14 protein-coding genes and 1 pseudogene are annotated in these 15,789 nt (G+C 72.1%); 8 read left to right on the forward strand and 7 right to left on the reverse strand.

The window, feature by feature from the left end:
* Positions 1-19: 19 nt before the first annotated feature.
* Both sdhA and IE326_RS07875 read left to right on the forward strand, forming a co-directional pair.
* Entirely contained in the window at positions 20-1,774 is a 1,755-nt protein-coding gene (sdhA, locus tag IE326_RS07870) for a succinate dehydrogenase flavoprotein subunit (protein WP_150230973.1), read from the forward strand.
* The gene (locus IE326_RS07875; RefSeq protein WP_150230971.1) at positions 1,774-2,532 is read left to right on the forward strand and encodes a succinate dehydrogenase iron-sulfur subunit; all 759 of its coding nucleotides are present in this window, start codon (positions 1,774-1,776) and stop codon (positions 2,530-2,532) included. Before sdhA ends, IE326_RS07875 begins: the two co-directional genes overlap by 1 nt.
* Positions 2,533-2,605: 73 nt before the next feature.
* On the opposite strand, the gene IE326_RS07880 is transcribed toward IE326_RS07875, so the two are convergent.
* Together IE326_RS07880 and IE326_RS07885 are read right to left on the reverse strand one after the other, a co-directional pair.
* Entirely contained in the window at positions 2,606-2,902 is a 297-nt protein-coding gene (locus tag IE326_RS07880) for a hypothetical protein (RefSeq protein WP_030754211.1), read from the reverse strand.
* 68 nt (positions 2,903-2,970) lie between these two features.
* Complete coding sequence (locus IE326_RS07885; protein WP_150230969.1) at positions 2,971-3,513, reverse strand: MarR family winged helix-turn-helix transcriptional regulator; 543 nt, start codon at positions 3,511-3,513, stop codon at positions 2,971-2,973.
* An 86-nt stretch (positions 3,514-3,599) separates the two neighbouring features.
* On the opposite strand from IE326_RS07885, the gene IE326_RS07890 reads away from it, so the two are divergent.
* Both IE326_RS07890 and IE326_RS41430 read left to right on the forward strand, forming a co-directional pair.
* The gene (locus tag IE326_RS07890; protein WP_150230967.1) at positions 3,600-4,856 is read left to right on the forward strand and encodes an MFS transporter; all 1,257 of its coding nucleotides are present in this window, start codon (positions 3,600-3,602) and stop codon (positions 4,854-4,856) included.
* Positions 4,857-4,891: 35 nt separating this feature from the next.
* Positions 4,892-7,429 (forward strand): DUF4132 domain-containing protein, encoded by a 2,538-nt coding sequence (locus IE326_RS41430; RefSeq protein WP_190041156.1) that lies wholly within the window; start codon positions 4,892-4,894, stop codon positions 7,427-7,429.
* Here IE326_RS41430 and IE326_RS07900 read toward each other — a convergent pair.
* Positions 7,380-8,168 carry an alpha/beta fold hydrolase gene (locus IE326_RS07900; protein ID WP_190041157.1) on the reverse strand — a complete coding sequence of 263 codons (789 nt, stop codon included), beginning with the start codon at positions 8,166-8,168 and terminating at the stop codon, positions 7,380-7,382. The two genes, IE326_RS41430 and IE326_RS07900, sit on opposite strands and share 50 nt — an antisense overlap.
* 126 nt (positions 8,169-8,294) lie before the next feature.
* On the opposite strand from IE326_RS07900, the gene IE326_RS07905 reads away from it, so the two are divergent.
* From IE326_RS07905 to IE326_RS07915, 3 genes are read left to right on the forward strand one after another with little or no spacing between them, the layout of a single operon-like run.
* Positions 8,295-8,729: a hypothetical protein gene (locus IE326_RS07905; RefSeq protein WP_190041158.1), complete on the forward strand. Its 435-nt coding sequence runs from the start codon at positions 8,295-8,297 to the stop codon at positions 8,727-8,729.
* A 13-nt stretch (positions 8,730-8,742) separates the two neighbouring features.
* Complete coding sequence (locus tag IE326_RS07910) at positions 8,743-9,282, forward strand: thiol-disulfide oxidoreductase DCC family protein (RefSeq protein ID WP_150230958.1); 540 nt, start codon at positions 8,743-8,745, stop codon at positions 9,280-9,282.
* A gap of 10 nt (positions 9,283-9,292) precedes the next feature.
* Positions 9,293-10,051: a TetR/AcrR family transcriptional regulator gene (locus tag IE326_RS07915; RefSeq protein WP_150230956.1), complete on the forward strand. Its 759-nt coding sequence runs from the start codon at positions 9,293-9,295 to the stop codon at positions 10,049-10,051.
* Between the two features lie 72 nt (positions 10,052-10,123).
* On the opposite strand, the gene IE326_RS07920 is transcribed toward IE326_RS07915, so the two are convergent.
* The 3 genes and pseudogenes from IE326_RS07920 to IE326_RS40570 form a co-directional block, all read right to left on the reverse strand.
* Positions 10,124-11,677 (reverse strand): ABC transporter substrate-binding protein, encoded by a 1,554-nt coding sequence (locus tag IE326_RS07920; protein WP_150230954.1) that lies wholly within the window; start codon positions 11,675-11,677, stop codon positions 10,124-10,126.
* 194 nt (positions 11,678-11,871) lie between these two features.
* On the reverse strand, positions 11,872-13,173 hold the full coding sequence (locus IE326_RS07925) for a metallophosphoesterase (protein ID WP_190041159.1): 1,302 nt from the start codon (positions 13,171-13,173) through the stop codon (positions 11,872-11,874).
* A gap of 19 nt (positions 13,174-13,192) precedes the next feature.
* A pseudogene (locus IE326_RS40570) lies at positions 13,193-13,425 on the reverse strand (SCO4848 family membrane protein).
* A 50-nt stretch (positions 13,426-13,475) separates the two neighbouring features.
* Here IE326_RS40570 and IE326_RS40575 point away from each other — a divergent pair.
* Positions 13,476-13,715: an SCO4848 family membrane protein gene (locus tag IE326_RS40575; RefSeq protein ID WP_229915243.1), complete on the forward strand. Its 240-nt coding sequence runs from the start codon at positions 13,476-13,478 to the stop codon at positions 13,713-13,715.
* 44 nt (positions 13,716-13,759) lie between these two features.
* Here the strand turns inward: IE326_RS40575 and IE326_RS07935 are convergent, their stop codons facing one another.
* On the reverse strand, positions 13,760-15,481 hold the full coding sequence (locus tag IE326_RS07935) for a recombinase family protein (protein WP_229915244.1): 1,722 nt from the start codon (positions 15,479-15,481) through the stop codon (positions 13,760-13,762).
* Between the last annotated feature and the right edge of the window lie 308 nt (positions 15,482-15,789).

Below are 15,789 nucleotides of genomic sequence, written 5' to 3' on the forward strand. Positions count from 1 at the left end.
GGGCTGAGGTAACCACCCAATGAAGATCCACAAGTACGACACCGTCATCGTCGGCGCCGGCGGCGCCGGCATGCGCGCCGCCATCGAGGCGACGAAGCGCAGCCGCACCGCCGTGCTGACGAAGCTCTACCCCACCCGCTCCCACACGGGCGCCGCGCAGGGCGGCATGGCCGCCGCGCTGGCGAACGTGGAGGAGGACAACTGGGAGTGGCACACCTTCGACACGGTCAAGGGCGGTGACTACCTGGTCGACCAGGACGCCGCCGAGATCCTGGCGAAGGAGGCCATCGACGCCGTCCTCGACCTGGAGAAGATGGGCCTGCCGTTCGGCCGCACGCCCAACGGCGACATCGACCAGCGCCGGTTCGGCGGGCACTCCCGCAACCACGGCGAGGCCCCGGTCCGCCGCGCCTGCTACTCGGGCGACCGCACCGGCCACATGATCCTCCAGACGCTGTACCAGAACTGCATCAAGGAGGGCGTGGAGTTCTTCAACGAGTTCTACGTCCTGGACCAGCTCATCGTCGAGGTCGACGGCGTCAAGAAGTCCGCCGGCGTCGTCGCGTACGAGCTGGCCACCGGCGAGATCCACATCTTCCAGGCGAAGGCGGTCGTCTACGCCTCCGGCGGCACCGGCAAGTTCTTCAAGGTGACGTCGAACGCCCACACCCTGACCGGTGACGGCCAGGCCGCCTGCTACCGCCGCGGCCTGCCCCTGGAGGACATGGAGTTCTTCCAGTTCCACCCGACGGGCATCTGGCGCATGGGCATCCTGCTGACGGAGGGCGCCCGCGGTGAGGGCGGCATCCTCCGCAACAAGGACGGCGAGCGCTTCATGGAGAAGTACGCGCCGGTCATGAAGGACCTCGCGTCCCGTGACGTCGTCTCCCGCTCCATCTACACGGAGATCCGCGAGGGCCGCGGCTGCGGTCCCGAGGGCGACCACGTCTACCTGGACCTGACGCACCTCCCGCCGGAGCAGCTCGACGCCAAGCTCCCGGACATCACCGAGTTCGCCCGTACGTACCTCGGCATCGAGCCGTACACGGACCCGATCCCGATCCAGCCCACCGCGCACTACGCCATGGGCGGCATCCCGACCAACGTCGAGGGTGAGGTCCTGTCGGACAACACCACCGTCGTCCCGGGCCTGTACGCGGCCGGCGAGGTCGCCTGCGTGTCGGTGCACGGCGCCAACCGCCTCGGCACCAACTCGCTGCTCGACATCAACGTCTTCGGGCGCCGCGCGGGCATCGCCGCCGCCGAGTACTCCCACAAGCACGACTTCGTCGAGCTGCCGGAGAACCCGGAGGCGATGGTCGTCGCGCAGATCGAGAACCTGCGCAACTCCACGGGCACCGAGCGGGTCGCCGACCTGCGCCGCGAGCTCCAGGAGACGATGGACGCCAACGTGATGGTGTTCCGCACGGAGCAGACCATCAAGACGGCCGTCGAGAAGATCGCCGAGCTGCGCGAGCGCTACAAGAACGTGTCCATCCAGGACAAGGGCAAGCGCTTCAACACCGACCTCCTGGAGGCCGTCGAGCTGGGCAACCTGCTCGAACTGGCCGAGGTCATGGCCGTCTCGGCCCTGGCGCGCAAGGAGTCCCGCGGCGGTCACTACCGCGAGGACTACCCGAACCGCGACGACGTCAACTTCATGCGCCACACGATGGCGTACCGCGAGGTCGGCGAGGACGGCTCCGAGACCGTGCGTCTCGACTACAAGCCGGTCGTCACGACCCGCTACCAGCCGATGGAGCGTAAGTACTGATGGCTACCCCCGTTCTGGACAAGGTGGAGAAGGAGTCCGCCGCGTCCCCGTACATCACGGTCACCTTCCGGGTCCGCCGCTTCAACCCCGAGGTCTCGGACGCGGTGGTCTGGGAGGACTTCCAGGTCGAGATCGACCCGAAGGAGCGCGTGCTCGACGGTCTCCACAAGATCAAGTGGGACCTCGACGGCACGCTGACCTTCCGTCGCTCCTGCGCGCACGGCATCTGCGGTTCCGACGCCATGCGGATCAACGGCAAGAACAGGCTCGCCTGCAAGACGCTGATCAAGGACCTGAACCCCGAGAAGCCCATCACCATCGAGCCCATCAAGGGCCTCACGGTGCTGAAGGACCTCGTGGTCGACATGGAGCCCTTCTTCCAGGCGTACCGCGACGTCATGCCCTTCCTCATCACCAAGGGGAACGAGCCGACCCGCGAGCGCAAGCAGTCCCCCGAGGACCGCGAGCGCTTCGACGACACCACCAAGTGCATCCTGTGCGCCGCGTGCACGTCGTCCTGCCCGGTCTTCTGGAACGACGGCCAGTACTTCGGTCCGGCCGCGATCGTCAACGCGCACCGCTTCATCTTCGACTCGCGCGACGAGGGCGGCGAGCAGCGCCTGGAGATCCTGAACGACAAGGACGGCGTGTGGCGCTGCCGCACCACGTTCAACTGCACGGACGCCTGCCCGCGTGGCATCGAGATCACGAAGGCGATCCAGGAAGTGAAGCGCGCGCTGATCACGCGTCGCTTCTGACCCCTCCGCAGTGCCGTGGAAGGCCCCGTCTCCCCCTGGGAGGCGGGGCCTTCCCGCGCGTACGGGAGGGGGCTCAGCCGCCGACCAGGGGGACGAGTCTCAGGAAGACGACCTCGGTGGCCGGGCCGAGCGTCACCGTCTCGTCCGGGTCCTCGATCTGGCGGTCGCCGACCAGCACCAGGAAGCCGTTGCGGGAGAAGGCGTCCAGGGCGCGGGCGAGCGCTTCCCCGTAGCCCTCCGGGCCGGTCTCCAGGGCGACCCGGCGGGCTATCAGCTCGCGCAGCGGCAGGCGCTCCTCGGGGACGGCGAGGGGCGGGGCGGCGGTGCGGTCGCCGAGGGTCGTCTCGTCGACGAAGGTGACTGTTCCCATGGACGCGAGCGTAGGGCCCGCCTCCGACAACGGGCCGGGGCCGGTGAGAGGTCGGCGCCGGTGACGGATCAGTGCCAGTGCGGGGCGGCCGGGTCCTCCTCGGCGAGGAGCATGACCCGGCGCAGGAGGTCGTTGAGGGTGGTGCGTTCGGCGGGGGTGAGGACGCCGAGGAGGCGTTCCTCCTCGTGGCCGAGGACGTCCATGGCGCCGAGCCAGGTGGTGCGGCCGGCGTCGGTGAGCTCGACGACGACCCGGCGGCGGTCGGTGGTGGAGGGGGTGCGGCGGACGAGGCCGCGCTTCTCCAGGGCGTCGAGGCGGCCGGTGACCGAGGCGGGGGCGAGGTCGAGGTCCTGGGCCAGTTCGGAGGGGGCGGCGGAGCCGCCGCGGCCGGCCAGTTTGTGCAGGGTGTCGAACTCGTGGCGTTCGAGGTCGAAGTCGAGGAGGGACTGCTCGCGGACCCGGCGGAGGTGGACGGAGAGCTTCTTCATCCGGGTGACCGCGCCCTCGACGACGGGGTCGAGCTCGGGCAGGACGGGCTGCCAGCGGGCGACGTGCGCGTCGGTCCAGTCCTGCTCCTGGGGCTGGGGGGCTGCGGGGTCCGGCTGGTTCATGGGGTGATCGTACGTGCGGGGGTCCCGGCCGGCCCGGCGAAGATATTTCGTTGTCGAATTATTCGTTACCGAAATATTCTGCGGGCATGACCGCACCCGCGCCCCCTCCCCCGCCCGCACCCGCGCCCTCGTCCACCTCCGTGTCCGCGCCGCCGCCCCTCCGCCACCCGCTGCGCACCCGGCCCTTCCAGCTGCTCTTCACCGGCCGGGTCCTCTCGCTCACCGGGGACGCCGTCATCCCCGCCGCGCTCGCCCTCGCCGTCCTGGAGGCCACCGGCTCCACCGGCGCCCTCGCCCTGGTCCTCGGCTGCGCGATGGCCCCCAAACTGCTCCTGCTGCCGGTCGGCGGCGTGCTCGCCGACCGCTTCGACGCCCGCGCCATCGCCCTCTCCACGGACCTCGTCCGGTGCGCCGCCCAGCTCCTCGTCGGCCTCCAGCTCCTCGGCTCCGACCCCACCCTGTGGCTGCTCGCCGCCGCATCGGCCGCCGGCGGGGCGGCCGGGGCCTTCGCCATGCCGACGTCCTCCCCGCTGGTGCGCGGGACCGTCGCCGAGGAGGGCCTGCACCGGGCCAACGCCGCCATGGCGATCGCGGCCGGCGCCACCCGCGTCGGCGGGCCCGCGCTCGCCGGCGCGCTCGTCCTCACCGTCGGCCCCGGCTGGGCCTTCGTCCTCGACGCCGCCTCCTTCGCGGTGAGCGCCGCGCTCCTCGCCGTCCTGCGGGTCGACCGGGTGCCGGTCCCCCACCGGCCCTTCCTCGCCGACCTGCGCCAGGGCTGGCGGGAGGTCAGGTCCCGCGACTGGTACTGGACCAGCCTGGTCGCGCACAGCGCCTGGAACGGCGCCGCCGCCGTCCTGATGACCCTCGGCCCCGGCATCGCCCTCGACCGGCTCGGCGGCGCGGGCGCCTGGGTGCTGCTGCTCCAGGTGGGCGCGTTCGGCCTGCTGGCCGGTTCGCTCGTGGCCGACCGGCTGAGGCCCCGGCGGCCCGTCCTCACCGCCAACCTCGCCCTCGCGAGCTACGCGCTGCCGCTGCTGCTGCTCGCCGCCGGGGCGCCCGCCTGGGCCGTCATCGGCGCGTACGGACTCGCCCAGGCGGGCCTCGGCTTCCTCACCCCCCTCTGGGACACCGTCGTCCAGCGCGCCGTCCCCGAACAGGTGCTGGCCCGGGTCGTCTCGTACGACTCGCTGCTCTCCTTCGCCGCGATGCCGGTCGGCTACGCCCTGGCGCCGCTCGCCGCCGACGCCTGGGGTCCGGGCGTCCCGCTGGTCGCGGCGGCCGTCGCGGTCGGCGGCTGCTGCCTGGCGACGGCCCTGGTCCCGGGGGTGCGGCGGCTGCGCTGAGGGCGTTGTCGGTGGCGGGGCCTACGGTGGTCGGCATGGTGGGGATCACGGGCCCGGCGACCGGGACGGACGAAGCGGTGAGGCGCGCGGCGGCCGAAGGGCCGGACGCGCTGCGGGGGTTGCTGGGCGCGCTGGAGGGGCCGGAGCTGCGGGAGGCCGCGGTCGCCCTGCACGCGCATGCCTGCCGCAGGAACGACGAGCGGGGGGTGGCGGCCTCGCTCGCCGCCCTGGCGGGCCGGGACCTGGGCTGGTCGGCCGACGAGGCGGACCTGCTGCTGTCCCGGCTCCTGGACGGCGAGGCGGGCCGCTCCGCGTACGAGATCCAGGGGAGGTTCACCCTCCTGGTGCCGCTCGTGGTCGCGGCCTGCGAGCAGGCGGGGGACTTCTCGCGCACCCACGTCCGGGCCCTGTGCCGCCTCGGCGAGTACGCGCGCGGCCCGGCCCCGGCCGAGATCGGCCCGCTCCGCGAGCGGCTGAACGCCCTGGTGCGGCGGGAGGTGCGGGTCGCGCCCGGTCTGCTGCCCCGGCAGGTCCTGGACGGGTTCGACGCGTACGGCCCCGCGATGCGGGCCTCGCACGCGGAACTGCTCGCGGGCTCCGGGGTGGCCCCGTTCCTGGCGCACTGCGCGCTGCTCGACAAGCCGCGCGCCACCCGGGCCTGGCGGAAGGAGGCAGCCTCGCGCCTGGAGGCGGCGGAGCGCGGCGCGGAGGTGGTGCGGCGACTACTCGAAGGGATCACCGCGCAGGACGCCCACCGGGTGGGCGATCCGGACTTCGTCGGGATGGGCGTCCCCACCCTGGCGAGCGCCGCCAACACCTCCCTCGTCCGGGGCCTGTTGTGGGCCTCGCTGGAGGTCGGGGAGGAGTGGGTCGTGCCGCTGGTGGGCGCCGTGGCGCTGCACGCGGGGACGGGGCTCGGCGGGTCCGGGGGGATGTGCCGCAGCCAGCCGCTCGCGACGGCGGCCGTCGCGGTGCTCGGGGAGTGCCCGGCCGAGCGGGCCGAGGCGGCCGTCGCGGAGCTGGGGCGGCTGCCGAAGCGGGTGGTCAACAGGACGGTGGCGAAGGGCATCGCGCGCGCCGCGGAGGCGGTCGCCGCGCGGGCCGGGATGACCGCGTCGATGCTGCGGGAGCGGGCCGTGCCGGTCCTCGGGCTCGACGGGCGCGGGGTGCGGGAGGTGGCGCTGGGGGCGTACGCGGCGGAGCTGGCGGTACGGGAGCCGGGCACGGCGCTGCTGTCCTTCAGGGGCCCGGAGGGGAGGCTCCTGAAGACCGCGCCGAAGGAGGTCCGGGAGGCGCGCGCCGGGGAGCTGAAGGAGCTCCGGGCGGGGCTGCGGAAGCTGTCGGCGCTGCTGGCGGAGGAGCGGGCCCGCCTGGAGGAGCACCTGGCGGCGGGCACGTCCTGGCCCGCGGAGGACTGGCAGCGGTACTACGCGGACCATCCGGTGACGGGCGCGGTGGCGCGGGCCCTGGTGTGGGAGGTCGGGGACGGCGCCGGGGAGTGGGCGGCGGGGCTGCCGGAGCGGGCGGGCGGCGGCTGGGTGCTCGCGGCGGCGGACGGCACCGCGCGGCCGGTCGGGGCGGGCTCCCGGCTGCGGCTGTGGCATCCGCTGCGGGCCTCGGACGAGGAGGTCGCCCTGTGGCGGGCGGAGCTGCTCGACCGGGAGCGGCGGCAGCCGTTCAAGCAGGTGTTCCGTGAGGTGTACCCGCTGACGCCTGCGGAGCGGGTGACCGGCTCGTACTCGAACCGCTTCGCCGGTCACGTGCTGCGGTACGGGCAGGCGCGGGCGCTGATGACGAACCGGGGCTGGGCGGGGCGGCACCTGGGGTACTTCTCCGAGGGCGACTCCTCGGTGATGGTGAAGGAGCTGCCCGCGCCGGGCGAACTGCCGGCGGCGGAGGGGGTCCGGTGGCGGGCCAGGTTCTTCGTGGACCTGGTCGACGGCGGCACGGTGACGGACGGGGGCGCCGTGCTGTGCTCGACGGACCAGGTGCGGTTCGAGCGGCGGGCGGGGGCGGCGGGGCCGCGCGGCCCGTGGGAGGAGACGGAGCTGGCGGAGGTCCCGGCGCTGGTGCTGTCGGAGGCGCTGCGGGACGTGGACCTGTTCGTGGGGGTCGCGTCGGTCGGGGCGGACCCGGAGTGGCGGGACCGGGGCGCGGACCGGGCCCACGGCGCCTACTGGCTGAGCTGGGGCTTCGGGGAGCTGACCGAGGGGGCCCGGGTGCGGCGGGAGACGCTGGCCCGGCTGCTGCCGCGGACCCGGCTCGCGGACCGGACGGAGCTGACGGACCGCTTCCTGCGGGTGCGGGGGGAGCTGGGCGCGTACCGGATCCACCTGGGCTCGGGGAACGTGCTGATGGAGCCCTCGGACGCGTACCTGTGCGTGGTGGTGGACCGGTCCCGGGAGGCCGGGCGGGCGGCGGGGAAGGTGTTCCTGCCGTTCGAGGAGGACGGCGGGATGCTGTCGGTGATCCTGTCGAAGGCGTTCCTGCTGGCCGCCGACGACCGGATCACCGACCCGACGATCACTTCCCAGCTGCGGCGGGGGCGCCGAGGCCGGACAGGAAGTCCGTGATCAGGGCGAGGGTCTCCTCGGGGCGCTCCAGCGACGGCAGGTGACCGGCCCAGTCGAGCGTGACGCGGCGGGCGTCCGGGAGGAGCGCGGCGGTCTTCTCGCCGATGTCGCGGAAGTCGGAGACGTCGTGGGCCCCGGTGACGACGAGGGCGGGCACGGCGATCCCCTTGAGGTCCTCCTGGGTGACGCCGGACGGCCGGGTGCCGTTCTCCTCGGGGACGTCGAGCTGGAGTTCGAAGGCGCGGCGCTGCATGGCCCGCACGAGGGCGCGGGCCTCGGCGTCGGCGTCGGGGCCGCACCACAGCTCGGCGTTGAGGGCGGCGGCGCCGTCCAGGTCGCCGGCTTCGAGGAGGGCGTTCTCCTCGCCGAAGAAGGCGCGGAGCCGGTCGCTCACCTCGTGGTCGACCGGGGCGGGGGCGCAGAGCAGGGCGAGGGCGGTGGTGCGCCCGGGGTGCCGGACGGCGAACTCCAGGGCGACCTCGCCGCCGAAGGAGGAGCCGACGAGGACGGCCCGCTCGACGCCGAGGTGGTCGAGGAGGTCGCGGACGTCGTCGGCGTGGACGTGCGGGGCGTCGACCGGGGTCTCGCCGAAGCCGCGGAGGTCGCAGCGGACGACGTGGTGGCCCGCGTCCGCGAGGGCCTGGAACTGCCCGTCCCACATCCGGCGGTCGCAGACCCCGGAGTGCAGCAGGACGACGGTCTGGGGGCCGGTGCCGGCCGAGTCATGAGAGAGCGTCACCCGCGTGACTCTAGACGCTGCTGACAGGGGACGCCACAGCCTTTCACACCCGGACTTGAACACGTTCAAGTCCGGGTCTACAGTCATGCCCACCAGAACTTGAACGCGTTCAAAGGAGCGTGGGGCATGGACCTCACTGTCGTCGCGTACGTCGTCTACCTGCTGATCTCGGTGGCCCTGACCATCTGGGTCGCCCGCACCCTCAGCAGCAACGGGAAGATCTTCCTCGCCGACGTCCTGCACGGGAACGAGAAGCTCGCGGACGCCGTCAACCACCTCCTGGTGGTCGGCTTCTACCTCGTCAACTTCGGCTTCGTCGCCCTCTACCTGAGCCAGGACGCGGCGGTCCTCGACGCCCGGGCGCTCTTCGAGGCCCTCTCGGTCAAGCTCGGCGTCGTCCTGCTCGTCCTCGGCGTCATGCACCTCGGCAACGTCTACGTCCTCAACAAGATCCGCCGCCGGGGCGCCATGGAGCGCGAGCAGGTCCCGCCCGTCGCCCCGCAGGGCTGGACCGCCGTCCCGAAGAACGGCCCCTGGGCCCCGCCCGCCCCGCAGGCCTGAGCCGGACCCCGCCATGACGACCGCCGAACCGGCCGCCGCCGGACCGGGCACCGCCGAACCGGCCGCGACCGGACCGGCCACCGCGGACCCGGCCTCCGCCGCCACCCCTGCCGCCGCCCGCCGGGGCACCCCCGTCGGACGCCTGACCGTGCTGTACGACGCCGACTGCCCGCTCTGCGTGCACCTGCGGCACTGGCTGCTGCGCCGGCCGCAGCTCGTCCCGCTCGACCTCGTCCCGGCCGGCTCGGAGCGGGCGCGGCAGCTCTTCCCCGGGCTCGACCACGCCTCCACCCTGCGGGAGATCACCGTGATCGGGGACCGGGGCCAGGTCTACCGGGCCACCGCCGCCTGGATCGTCTGCCTCTGGGCCCTGGCCGAACACCGGCCCCGGGCCCACTGGCTGGCCACCCCCGCCGGACAGCCCTTCGCCCGTGCCGCCGTCCTCGCCGCCGCGAAGTGGCGCGAGGCGCTCAGGGGACCGGGCGGGGAGGCGGGACCGGGCGGCGGAACCTGCGCGGACGGGCACTGCGAGGTGCCCGGTCCGCCCGGCTAGGCTCGGCTCCGTGAAGGACGCGAAGGAAGAGAAGAAGGCCCCGGACGCCCCGAAGGCACCCAAGAGCGAGCAGACCCGCACGCTCATCCTGGAGACCGCGCTGCGGCTCTTCCGGGACCGGGGCTACGACAAGACCACGATGCGGGCCATCGCACAGGAGGCCGGGGTCTCGGTCGGGAACGCCTACTACTACTTCGCGTCCAAGGAGCACCTGGTCCAGGGCTTCTACGACCGGATCGCCGAGGAGCACCAGGCCGCCGTCGAGGCGGTCCTGGAGGGCGGGGAGAAGGAACTGGTCGCCCGGATCAGGGGCGTCCTGCTCGCCTGGCTCGACATCGCGGAGCCGTACCACGAGTTCGCCGCCCAGTTCTTCAAGAACGCGGCCGACCCCGACAGCCCGCTCTCCCCCTTCTCCCCCGAGTCCGAGGGCCCCCGCGAGGCGGCCATCGACGTCCACCGGCGGGTGATCTCCGGGGCCTCGGTGAAGGTCGACCCCGAACTCTCCGAGGCGCTGCCGCAGTTGCTGTGGCTCCAGCAGATGGGGCTCGTGCTGTTCTGGGTCTACGACCGCTCGGAGCACGCCGCCAACAGCCGGCGGCTGGTGGAGCGGCTGGCGCCGGTGACCGCGCGGGCGATCTCGCTCTCCCGCTTCCGGCTCCTGCGCCCGCTGGTCAAGGAGACCCACGAACTCCTCGCGGACTTCATGCCGACGGCGGCGGGGATGGCGGCGTCGGGACGGCCCCGCAGGACCGCCCCGAAGAAGGACTGACCCGAAGAAGGCCCCACCGGGGAAGGGCCGGGCCCCGGGATTCGGGGGCCCGGCCCTTCCGGGACCGATCCGTCAGATCCAGGAGAGCTCCCACAGCCGCCAGATGCCGGTGCCGTCGGAGAGGTTCTGCGAGCCGCCGACGGCCTCGGTGGCGAGGACGTAGTCCTTCTTCTGCCACAGCGGGATCAGCGGCACGTCCTTGGCGACCTGGTCCTGGATGGCCTTGAAGTCGCGGGTGGCCCGGGACCGGTCGCTGTACTGCTGGGTGTCGGTGATCAGCTTGTCGACGGTCTTGCTGGAGTAGCCGCTGGCCAGGGCGTTGCCCGTGCCGACGAGCGGGGCCGTGAAGCTGTCCGAGTCGGGGAAGTCGGGGAGCCAGCCGACGGTGTAGACGTCGTACTCGCCGGCCGCGTAGCCCTTCTGGAAGGTCGGCCAGTCGGCCTCGACCAGTTTGACCTTGAAGAGGCCGGTCTCCTCCAGCTGCTTCTTGATCTCCAGGGTCTCGGCCTTGTAGGTCGCGTCCTGGCGGTAGCCGAAGGTGAACTCGACCGGCGTCTGCACGCCGGCGTCCTTCAGCAGCTCCTCGGCCTTCTTCTGGTCGGGCGCCGGGTAGCGGTCGTAGAAGGCGGTGCTGTGCCCGACGAAGCCCTGCGGGATCAGCGAGTACAGCGGCTCGACCGTGCTCTTGAAGGGGCCCGTGGTGATCGTCGGGCGGTCGAGGACGGCCGCGATCGCCTGCCGGACCTCCTTGATCCGCACCGGCGCGTCGGACTTGGTGTTGAAGACGATGTTGCGGATCTCGGCGCTCTCCGCCTCGGTGAGGCGCGTGCCGCTGCCCGTGTCGAGGTTCTCCACGAAGGACGGCGGGAGCTGCCGGTGCGTCACCTTGACGTCCCCGGCCTTCCAGGCGTTGGCCAGGTCCTCGGACTGCTTGTAGTACTTCACGAGGACCGGGTGGCCGGTCTTGGGGAGCGCGCCGCGGTACTTCGGGTTGGGCTCCAGGAGGGCGCTCTCCCCCGGCTTGTACTGCTTGAGCAGGTACGGGCCGGTGCCGTCGACACCGTTGTCCTCGCGCAGCGCGTCCGCCTGGTAGCGCTCGCTGTCGACGATCGAGCCGGCGCCGGTGGCCAGCTTCAGCGGGAAGGTGGCGTCCCGGCCGCCGAGGTGGAAGGTGACGTCGCGGCCCTCGGTCGTCACGCTCTTCAGCGTGGGGAAGAGCGGGGCGGGACCGACCTCGGCCTTGATCTTCAGCATCCGGTCGAAGGAGAACTTCACGTCCTCGGCCGTCACCTTGCGCCCGCTGGGGAAGGAGAGGTCGTCGCGGAGGGTGCACTGGTACGTGGTGAGCCGGTCGCCCACGAACTTGCAGCTCTCGGCCGCGTCCGGGGTCGGGGTGGTGAACCCCGGCTTGAAGGTCAGCAGCGACTGGTAGAGGTTGCTGTAGATCGCCCAGGAACCGGCGTCGTAGGCGCCCGCCGGGTCGAGGGAGCTGATCACGTCGGTGGTGCCCACGGGGACGGGGTCGTTACGGCCCTCGTCGGAGGGCAGGAGTTGCCAGCCCCCCACCCCCGCGGCCACCAGTACTCCACAAGTGATGAGGATCCGGAGTCGGACCGTGGACCGCATTGCCGTGCTTCCTTTTTTCGTGCAAATACCCCAGGGCGACGGCCCCCCGGATCGTCGCGATGACGTCACCCAACCACACGGTTTTCACGGGGGGAAGAGGAAATCTTCACACGGCATGTATATGTCCGGGAAATGCGAATTTAAGTCGATGAGCGGCACGTATCGACCCCGGAACAGCGAGTGACAATCCCCGATTACGCCTGTTTCGAGGCGAGTTGGACGAGGGTGATGTCGGAGGGCGCGCCGACCCGGACCGGGGGTCCCCAGGCGCCCGCGCCCCGGGAGACGTACAGCTGGGTGTCGCCGTAGCGCTCCAGGCCCGCGACCGTCGGGTTGGCGAGCTCGGCCAGGAGGTTGCCGGGCCAGAGCTGGCCGCCGTGGGTGTGGCCGGAGAGCTGGAGGTCGACGCCGTGGCGGACGGCGTCGTCGATGACGACCGGCTGGTGGGCGAGGAGGACCGCGGCGCGGGACCGGTCGCGGTCGCCGAGCGCCCGGACGAAGTCGGGCCCCTGCCCCTCGCTCTCGCCGGCCACGTCGTCCACGCCCGCGAGGTCGAAGCCCGCCGCGATCTCCAGGCGTTCGTTGCGCAGCGGGCGCATCCCGAGCTCGCGGACGTGGTCGACCCAGGCGTCGGCGCCGGAGAAGTACTCGTGGTTGCCGGTGACGAAGAAGGAACCGTGCCGGGCGCGCAGCCCGGCGAGGGGTTCGGCGGCGGGGCCGAGGTTCTCGACGGTGCCGTCGACGAGGTCACCGACGACGGCGATCAGGTCGGGCTGGGTCGCGTTGATCGCGTCGACGATCCGCTGGGAGTGCGCGCGGCCGAGGATCGGCCCGAGGTGGATGTCGGAGACGACGGCGATGCGGTACCCGTGGGCGGCCCGGGGCAGCTTGGCGAGCGGCACGGTGACCCGCTTCACCCGGGGCCCCCGCAGCACCCCGTACGCGCCGTTCGCGACCGTCCCCGCGGCGACGGCGACCGCGGCCCCGCCGACGACCCGGGAGACGAACAACCGCCGCGACACGCCCGCACCGGCGACGGGCCCGGCCTCCACCGCGGCCCCGGCCGCACCCTCCGACTCCTGCTCCGGCTCCCCCTCCGGCACGGACGCGGGTACGGATACGGCCGTGGGCACGGGCGCGGGCGCGGACACCGCCACGGCCACCGGCTCGGCGGCGGCCCGCCGGGCGAGGACCCGGTGCAGCACCGGCCGCACCGCCTCCCCCACGAGCAGCGCCAGCACCACGTACAGCAGCAGCGCGAGCCACAGGAAGCCTGGCCAGGCCACGGCCCGCTGGAACCAGAAGGGCGCGTCGGCACGCCCGGACGCCAGCGCCGCGACCGAGAACAGCGGCAGCGCGACCACCACGGCGGTCCCCGCCCGGCGGGCCGCGCCGCCCGGCGCCGTCACGTCACGGACCAGTCGGCGCCACACGTACCAGTGGACCGCGCCGAGCAGCGCGAGGACCACGGCCAGGAAGGGCAGGAAGGCGATCACGCCCGGTACCTCTCTCGTGTCAGTCGGAGGAACTGCGGGAGGCCCGCACGCCGCGCAACCCGAGCGCGCCGATCACCGTCCCCAGGACAAAGGACGTCACGGCGAGCAGCAGATGCACCCAAAAGTAGGCCGTCGGGTCTCCGGCGTCGTCGAAGGCGAGACCGCTCCCGTCGTTCCACAGATTCTTGACGAAAGCGGCCCACAAGCAGCTGACCAGCAGCGTACTGAGACCCAGCCGCAAGATCGCGACAGGCTCGTTCGATACTGGCAGGGCACGACCACCCCACCCCGGAGGACACCCCATGAAGCTCAGCCGCCGCGTCTCCTGGTTCCTGCTCGCGTTCGGCGTCTGGTCTTGGGTGATCTGGGTGACCTTCGCGAAGAACCTGTGGAAGGACGGGAGCGGCCTCGCCTTCGACGACGCCGGAGACCCGACGGCGTACTTCTGGGTCCACCTCGCCCTCGCTGTCACGTCGTTCATCCTAGGGACGGCCGTCGGCGTGATCGGCCTGAGGGGCGTACGGGCGAACGCGGGCAAGTAGAAGACCCTGCGGTCCACGAGGGACTACCGGGGCTTCGGTGAGTGTCAGAGAACGGCTAGCGTCTCTTCGTCGTCTTCGTGGTCCTCATCCGTCTCAAGGTGCCGCCAGTGGAGCGTCACGCGTTCCTCGACGGCGATGTACTTGCGGGACTCCGGGTCCCGGCCGGGGCCGATGGAGACGCCTGAGAGGAAGAGGTCCAGGAACTCGCGTCGCTTGAACACGTCCCACGCCGCCCAGGGGGAGCCGGCGCCCAAGGGGTCCTCGCCCGGTTCGAGCCAGTCCGAGGGGACCTGAATCGCTGCCGTGGTCTTCTCGTCCAGTTCTGCCAACCTGGCCTTGCACTGGTCCTCGAAAGTCCGGTACTGCGTCATCGTCGCTCGCCACATGGCCAGCTCGTCCCGCCCCCGGTAGAGCCCCGCCTTGCGGTCGGCCTGGAGTTCGGCGATGGAGTTCCGGACGTGCTCAAGGTGCGCCGCCGTCTCGCGCCGCTCCTCCTGGACTCCGGACAGGTCGCGCTGGAGCGCGAAGCGGAGTGCCGCCTCCGCCAGCCATTCCCTGTCCACGTCGCCGTCGACGTCCGCGGCGGCGAGACGTGCCCAGACGCGCCCGGCCACGTAGTCGTCGGCGTCTTTGCGCTTGATGCTCAAGCCGCCGTGGCCCTTGGGGTTGGCGCACATGTAGTAGTCCTGCCCGCCGTTGTTCTTGCTCTGCCCCATGGACCCCGTGCAGATTCCACAGGTGGTGAAGCGCCAGCCGCTCAGGAGCGTGGGAGTGGCCTCTCGGCCCGGTCGCCTGTTGGTCTTGTTGCGCTTGCTGCGCTGCTCCTGGAGTTCCCGCCACTTGGCCCCCGGAACGACGCCACGGTGAGGCGTCAGGGGCGACCCGCCCTCATCCCGGGCGATCACGTTCACGTACGCCTTGCCCCGCTTCACGCGCTCGCTGGCGAAGCCTCCGACGGCCGGGTGGGAAAGGATCCAGCGCACTGTCTGGGCTCGCCAGCGGATCGGGCTGTCCTCCTTCGACACGCGGCGCTTCTTGATGGACTCCATCCGCTTCTCGGTGGCACGCCGCTCGGCCTCGCCGGGCGCCGGTACGTCCTCCGACTCCAGCGTCGTCGCGATCTTGTTGTCGGAGATTCCGGCGAACGACATCTCCACCATGCGCTCGACGATCGCGACGTGGTCCGGGTTGTCCTCGTCCGGCTCCAGGACGGAGACGACGAGGTCGCCGATCTTCTCGCGAACTGCCCTCATGCCGTACGGCGCGGAGCTGGAGTGCCGGCCGCCGACCGCCCTGATCTCGTCCTTGGCCCCGCGCAGGCGCTCCGCCCTGATGTCGCTGTCCTGCTTCGCGAGTGCTGCGATCAGCGCGAAGATCGCGACGCCGATCGGGTTCGACGTGTCGAGGAACGGTTCGAGTACGGAGACGAAGCGGACGCCGTACTTCTTGAACTCCTCGTCGATCTCCAGCGCGTCGTGTGCGCCCTTGCGCGTCAGCCGGGACAGTTCGTTGACCACCACCACGTCGACCTCGCCCGCGCGGACGGCCGACATGAGGTCTTCGAACCCCGGGCGGACGGCGTGGGGATCCCAACCGGACCGACCGACGTCTTTGAACGTGTGAAGCACCTCCCACCCCCGGCTGACGGCCAGCGCCTCGCCGGCTGCCGCCTGCGCTTCCGGCGACGCTTCGGACGAGTCGGGACGCGTCTTGGACTGCCGGGCGTAGACGGCGACCCGCACCGTGTCCAGTTGCTCGGCTCCCACGGGTGAAACGAAGGGGGTCAAGGTCCCTCACCTGCTCTTCTCTGTCATTGAAGCTCTAGCAGTTAGCCATGTGTAGAAAGTGATTCATATGAACCAGCTCCAGACTCCGGACGCGAGCAGGAACCAGGAGGCGCGGCGGCTGAGCTTCATGGGCCCAGCATCACCGTGCGGGCTCCGGGGGCCGCGTCCGGGTGGAGAGGGGTGGGAGAGGGGGACCGCGGGGTTCGGATCCCCGGACCGGGGATGTACGTTCTCGATCGTGTCTGCTTCGAAGAGGACCGCCGGCGCGGTCGCCGCCGCCCTGTTGC

Origin of the sequence: Streptomyces filamentosus (assembly GCF_014654895.1) — a bacterium.
In the GTDB taxonomy this organism is placed as follows: Bacteria; Actinomycetota; Actinomycetes; order Streptomycetales; family Streptomycetaceae; genus Streptomyces; species Streptomyces filamentosus.

Coding starts and splice junctions, on each gene's coding strand:
- sdhA (WP_150230973.1), top strand. CDS start 20: ATGAAGATCCACAAGTACGACACCGTCATCGTCGGCGCCGGCGGCGCC.
- IE326_RS07875 (WP_150230971.1), top strand. CDS start 1,774: ATGGCTACCCCCGTTCTGGACAAGGTGGAGAAGGAGTCCGCCGCGTCC.
- IE326_RS07880 (WP_030754211.1), bottom strand. CDS start 2,902: ATGGGAACAGTCACCTTCGTCGACGAGACGACCCTCGGCGACCGCACC.
- IE326_RS07885 (WP_150230969.1), bottom strand. CDS start 3,513: ATGAACCAGCCGGACCCCGCAGCCCCCCAGCCCCAGGAGCAGGACTGG.
- IE326_RS07890 (WP_150230967.1), top strand. CDS start 3,600: ATGACCGCACCCGCGCCCCCTCCCCCGCCCGCACCCGCGCCCTCGTCC.
- IE326_RS41430 (WP_190041156.1), top strand. CDS start 4,892: ATGGTGGGGATCACGGGCCCGGCGACCGGGACGGACGAAGCGGTGAGG.
- IE326_RS07905 (WP_190041158.1), top strand. CDS start 8,295: ATGGACCTCACTGTCGTCGCGTACGTCGTCTACCTGCTGATCTCGGTG.
- IE326_RS07910 (WP_150230958.1), top strand. CDS start 8,743: ATGACGACCGCCGAACCGGCCGCCGCCGGACCGGGCACCGCCGAACCG.
- IE326_RS07920 (WP_150230954.1), bottom strand. CDS start 11,677: ATGCGGTCCACGGTCCGACTCCGGATCCTCATCACTTGTGGAGTACTG.
- IE326_RS40575 (WP_229915243.1), top strand. CDS start 13,476: ATGAAGCTCAGCCGCCGCGTCTCCTGGTTCCTGCTCGCGTTCGGCGTC.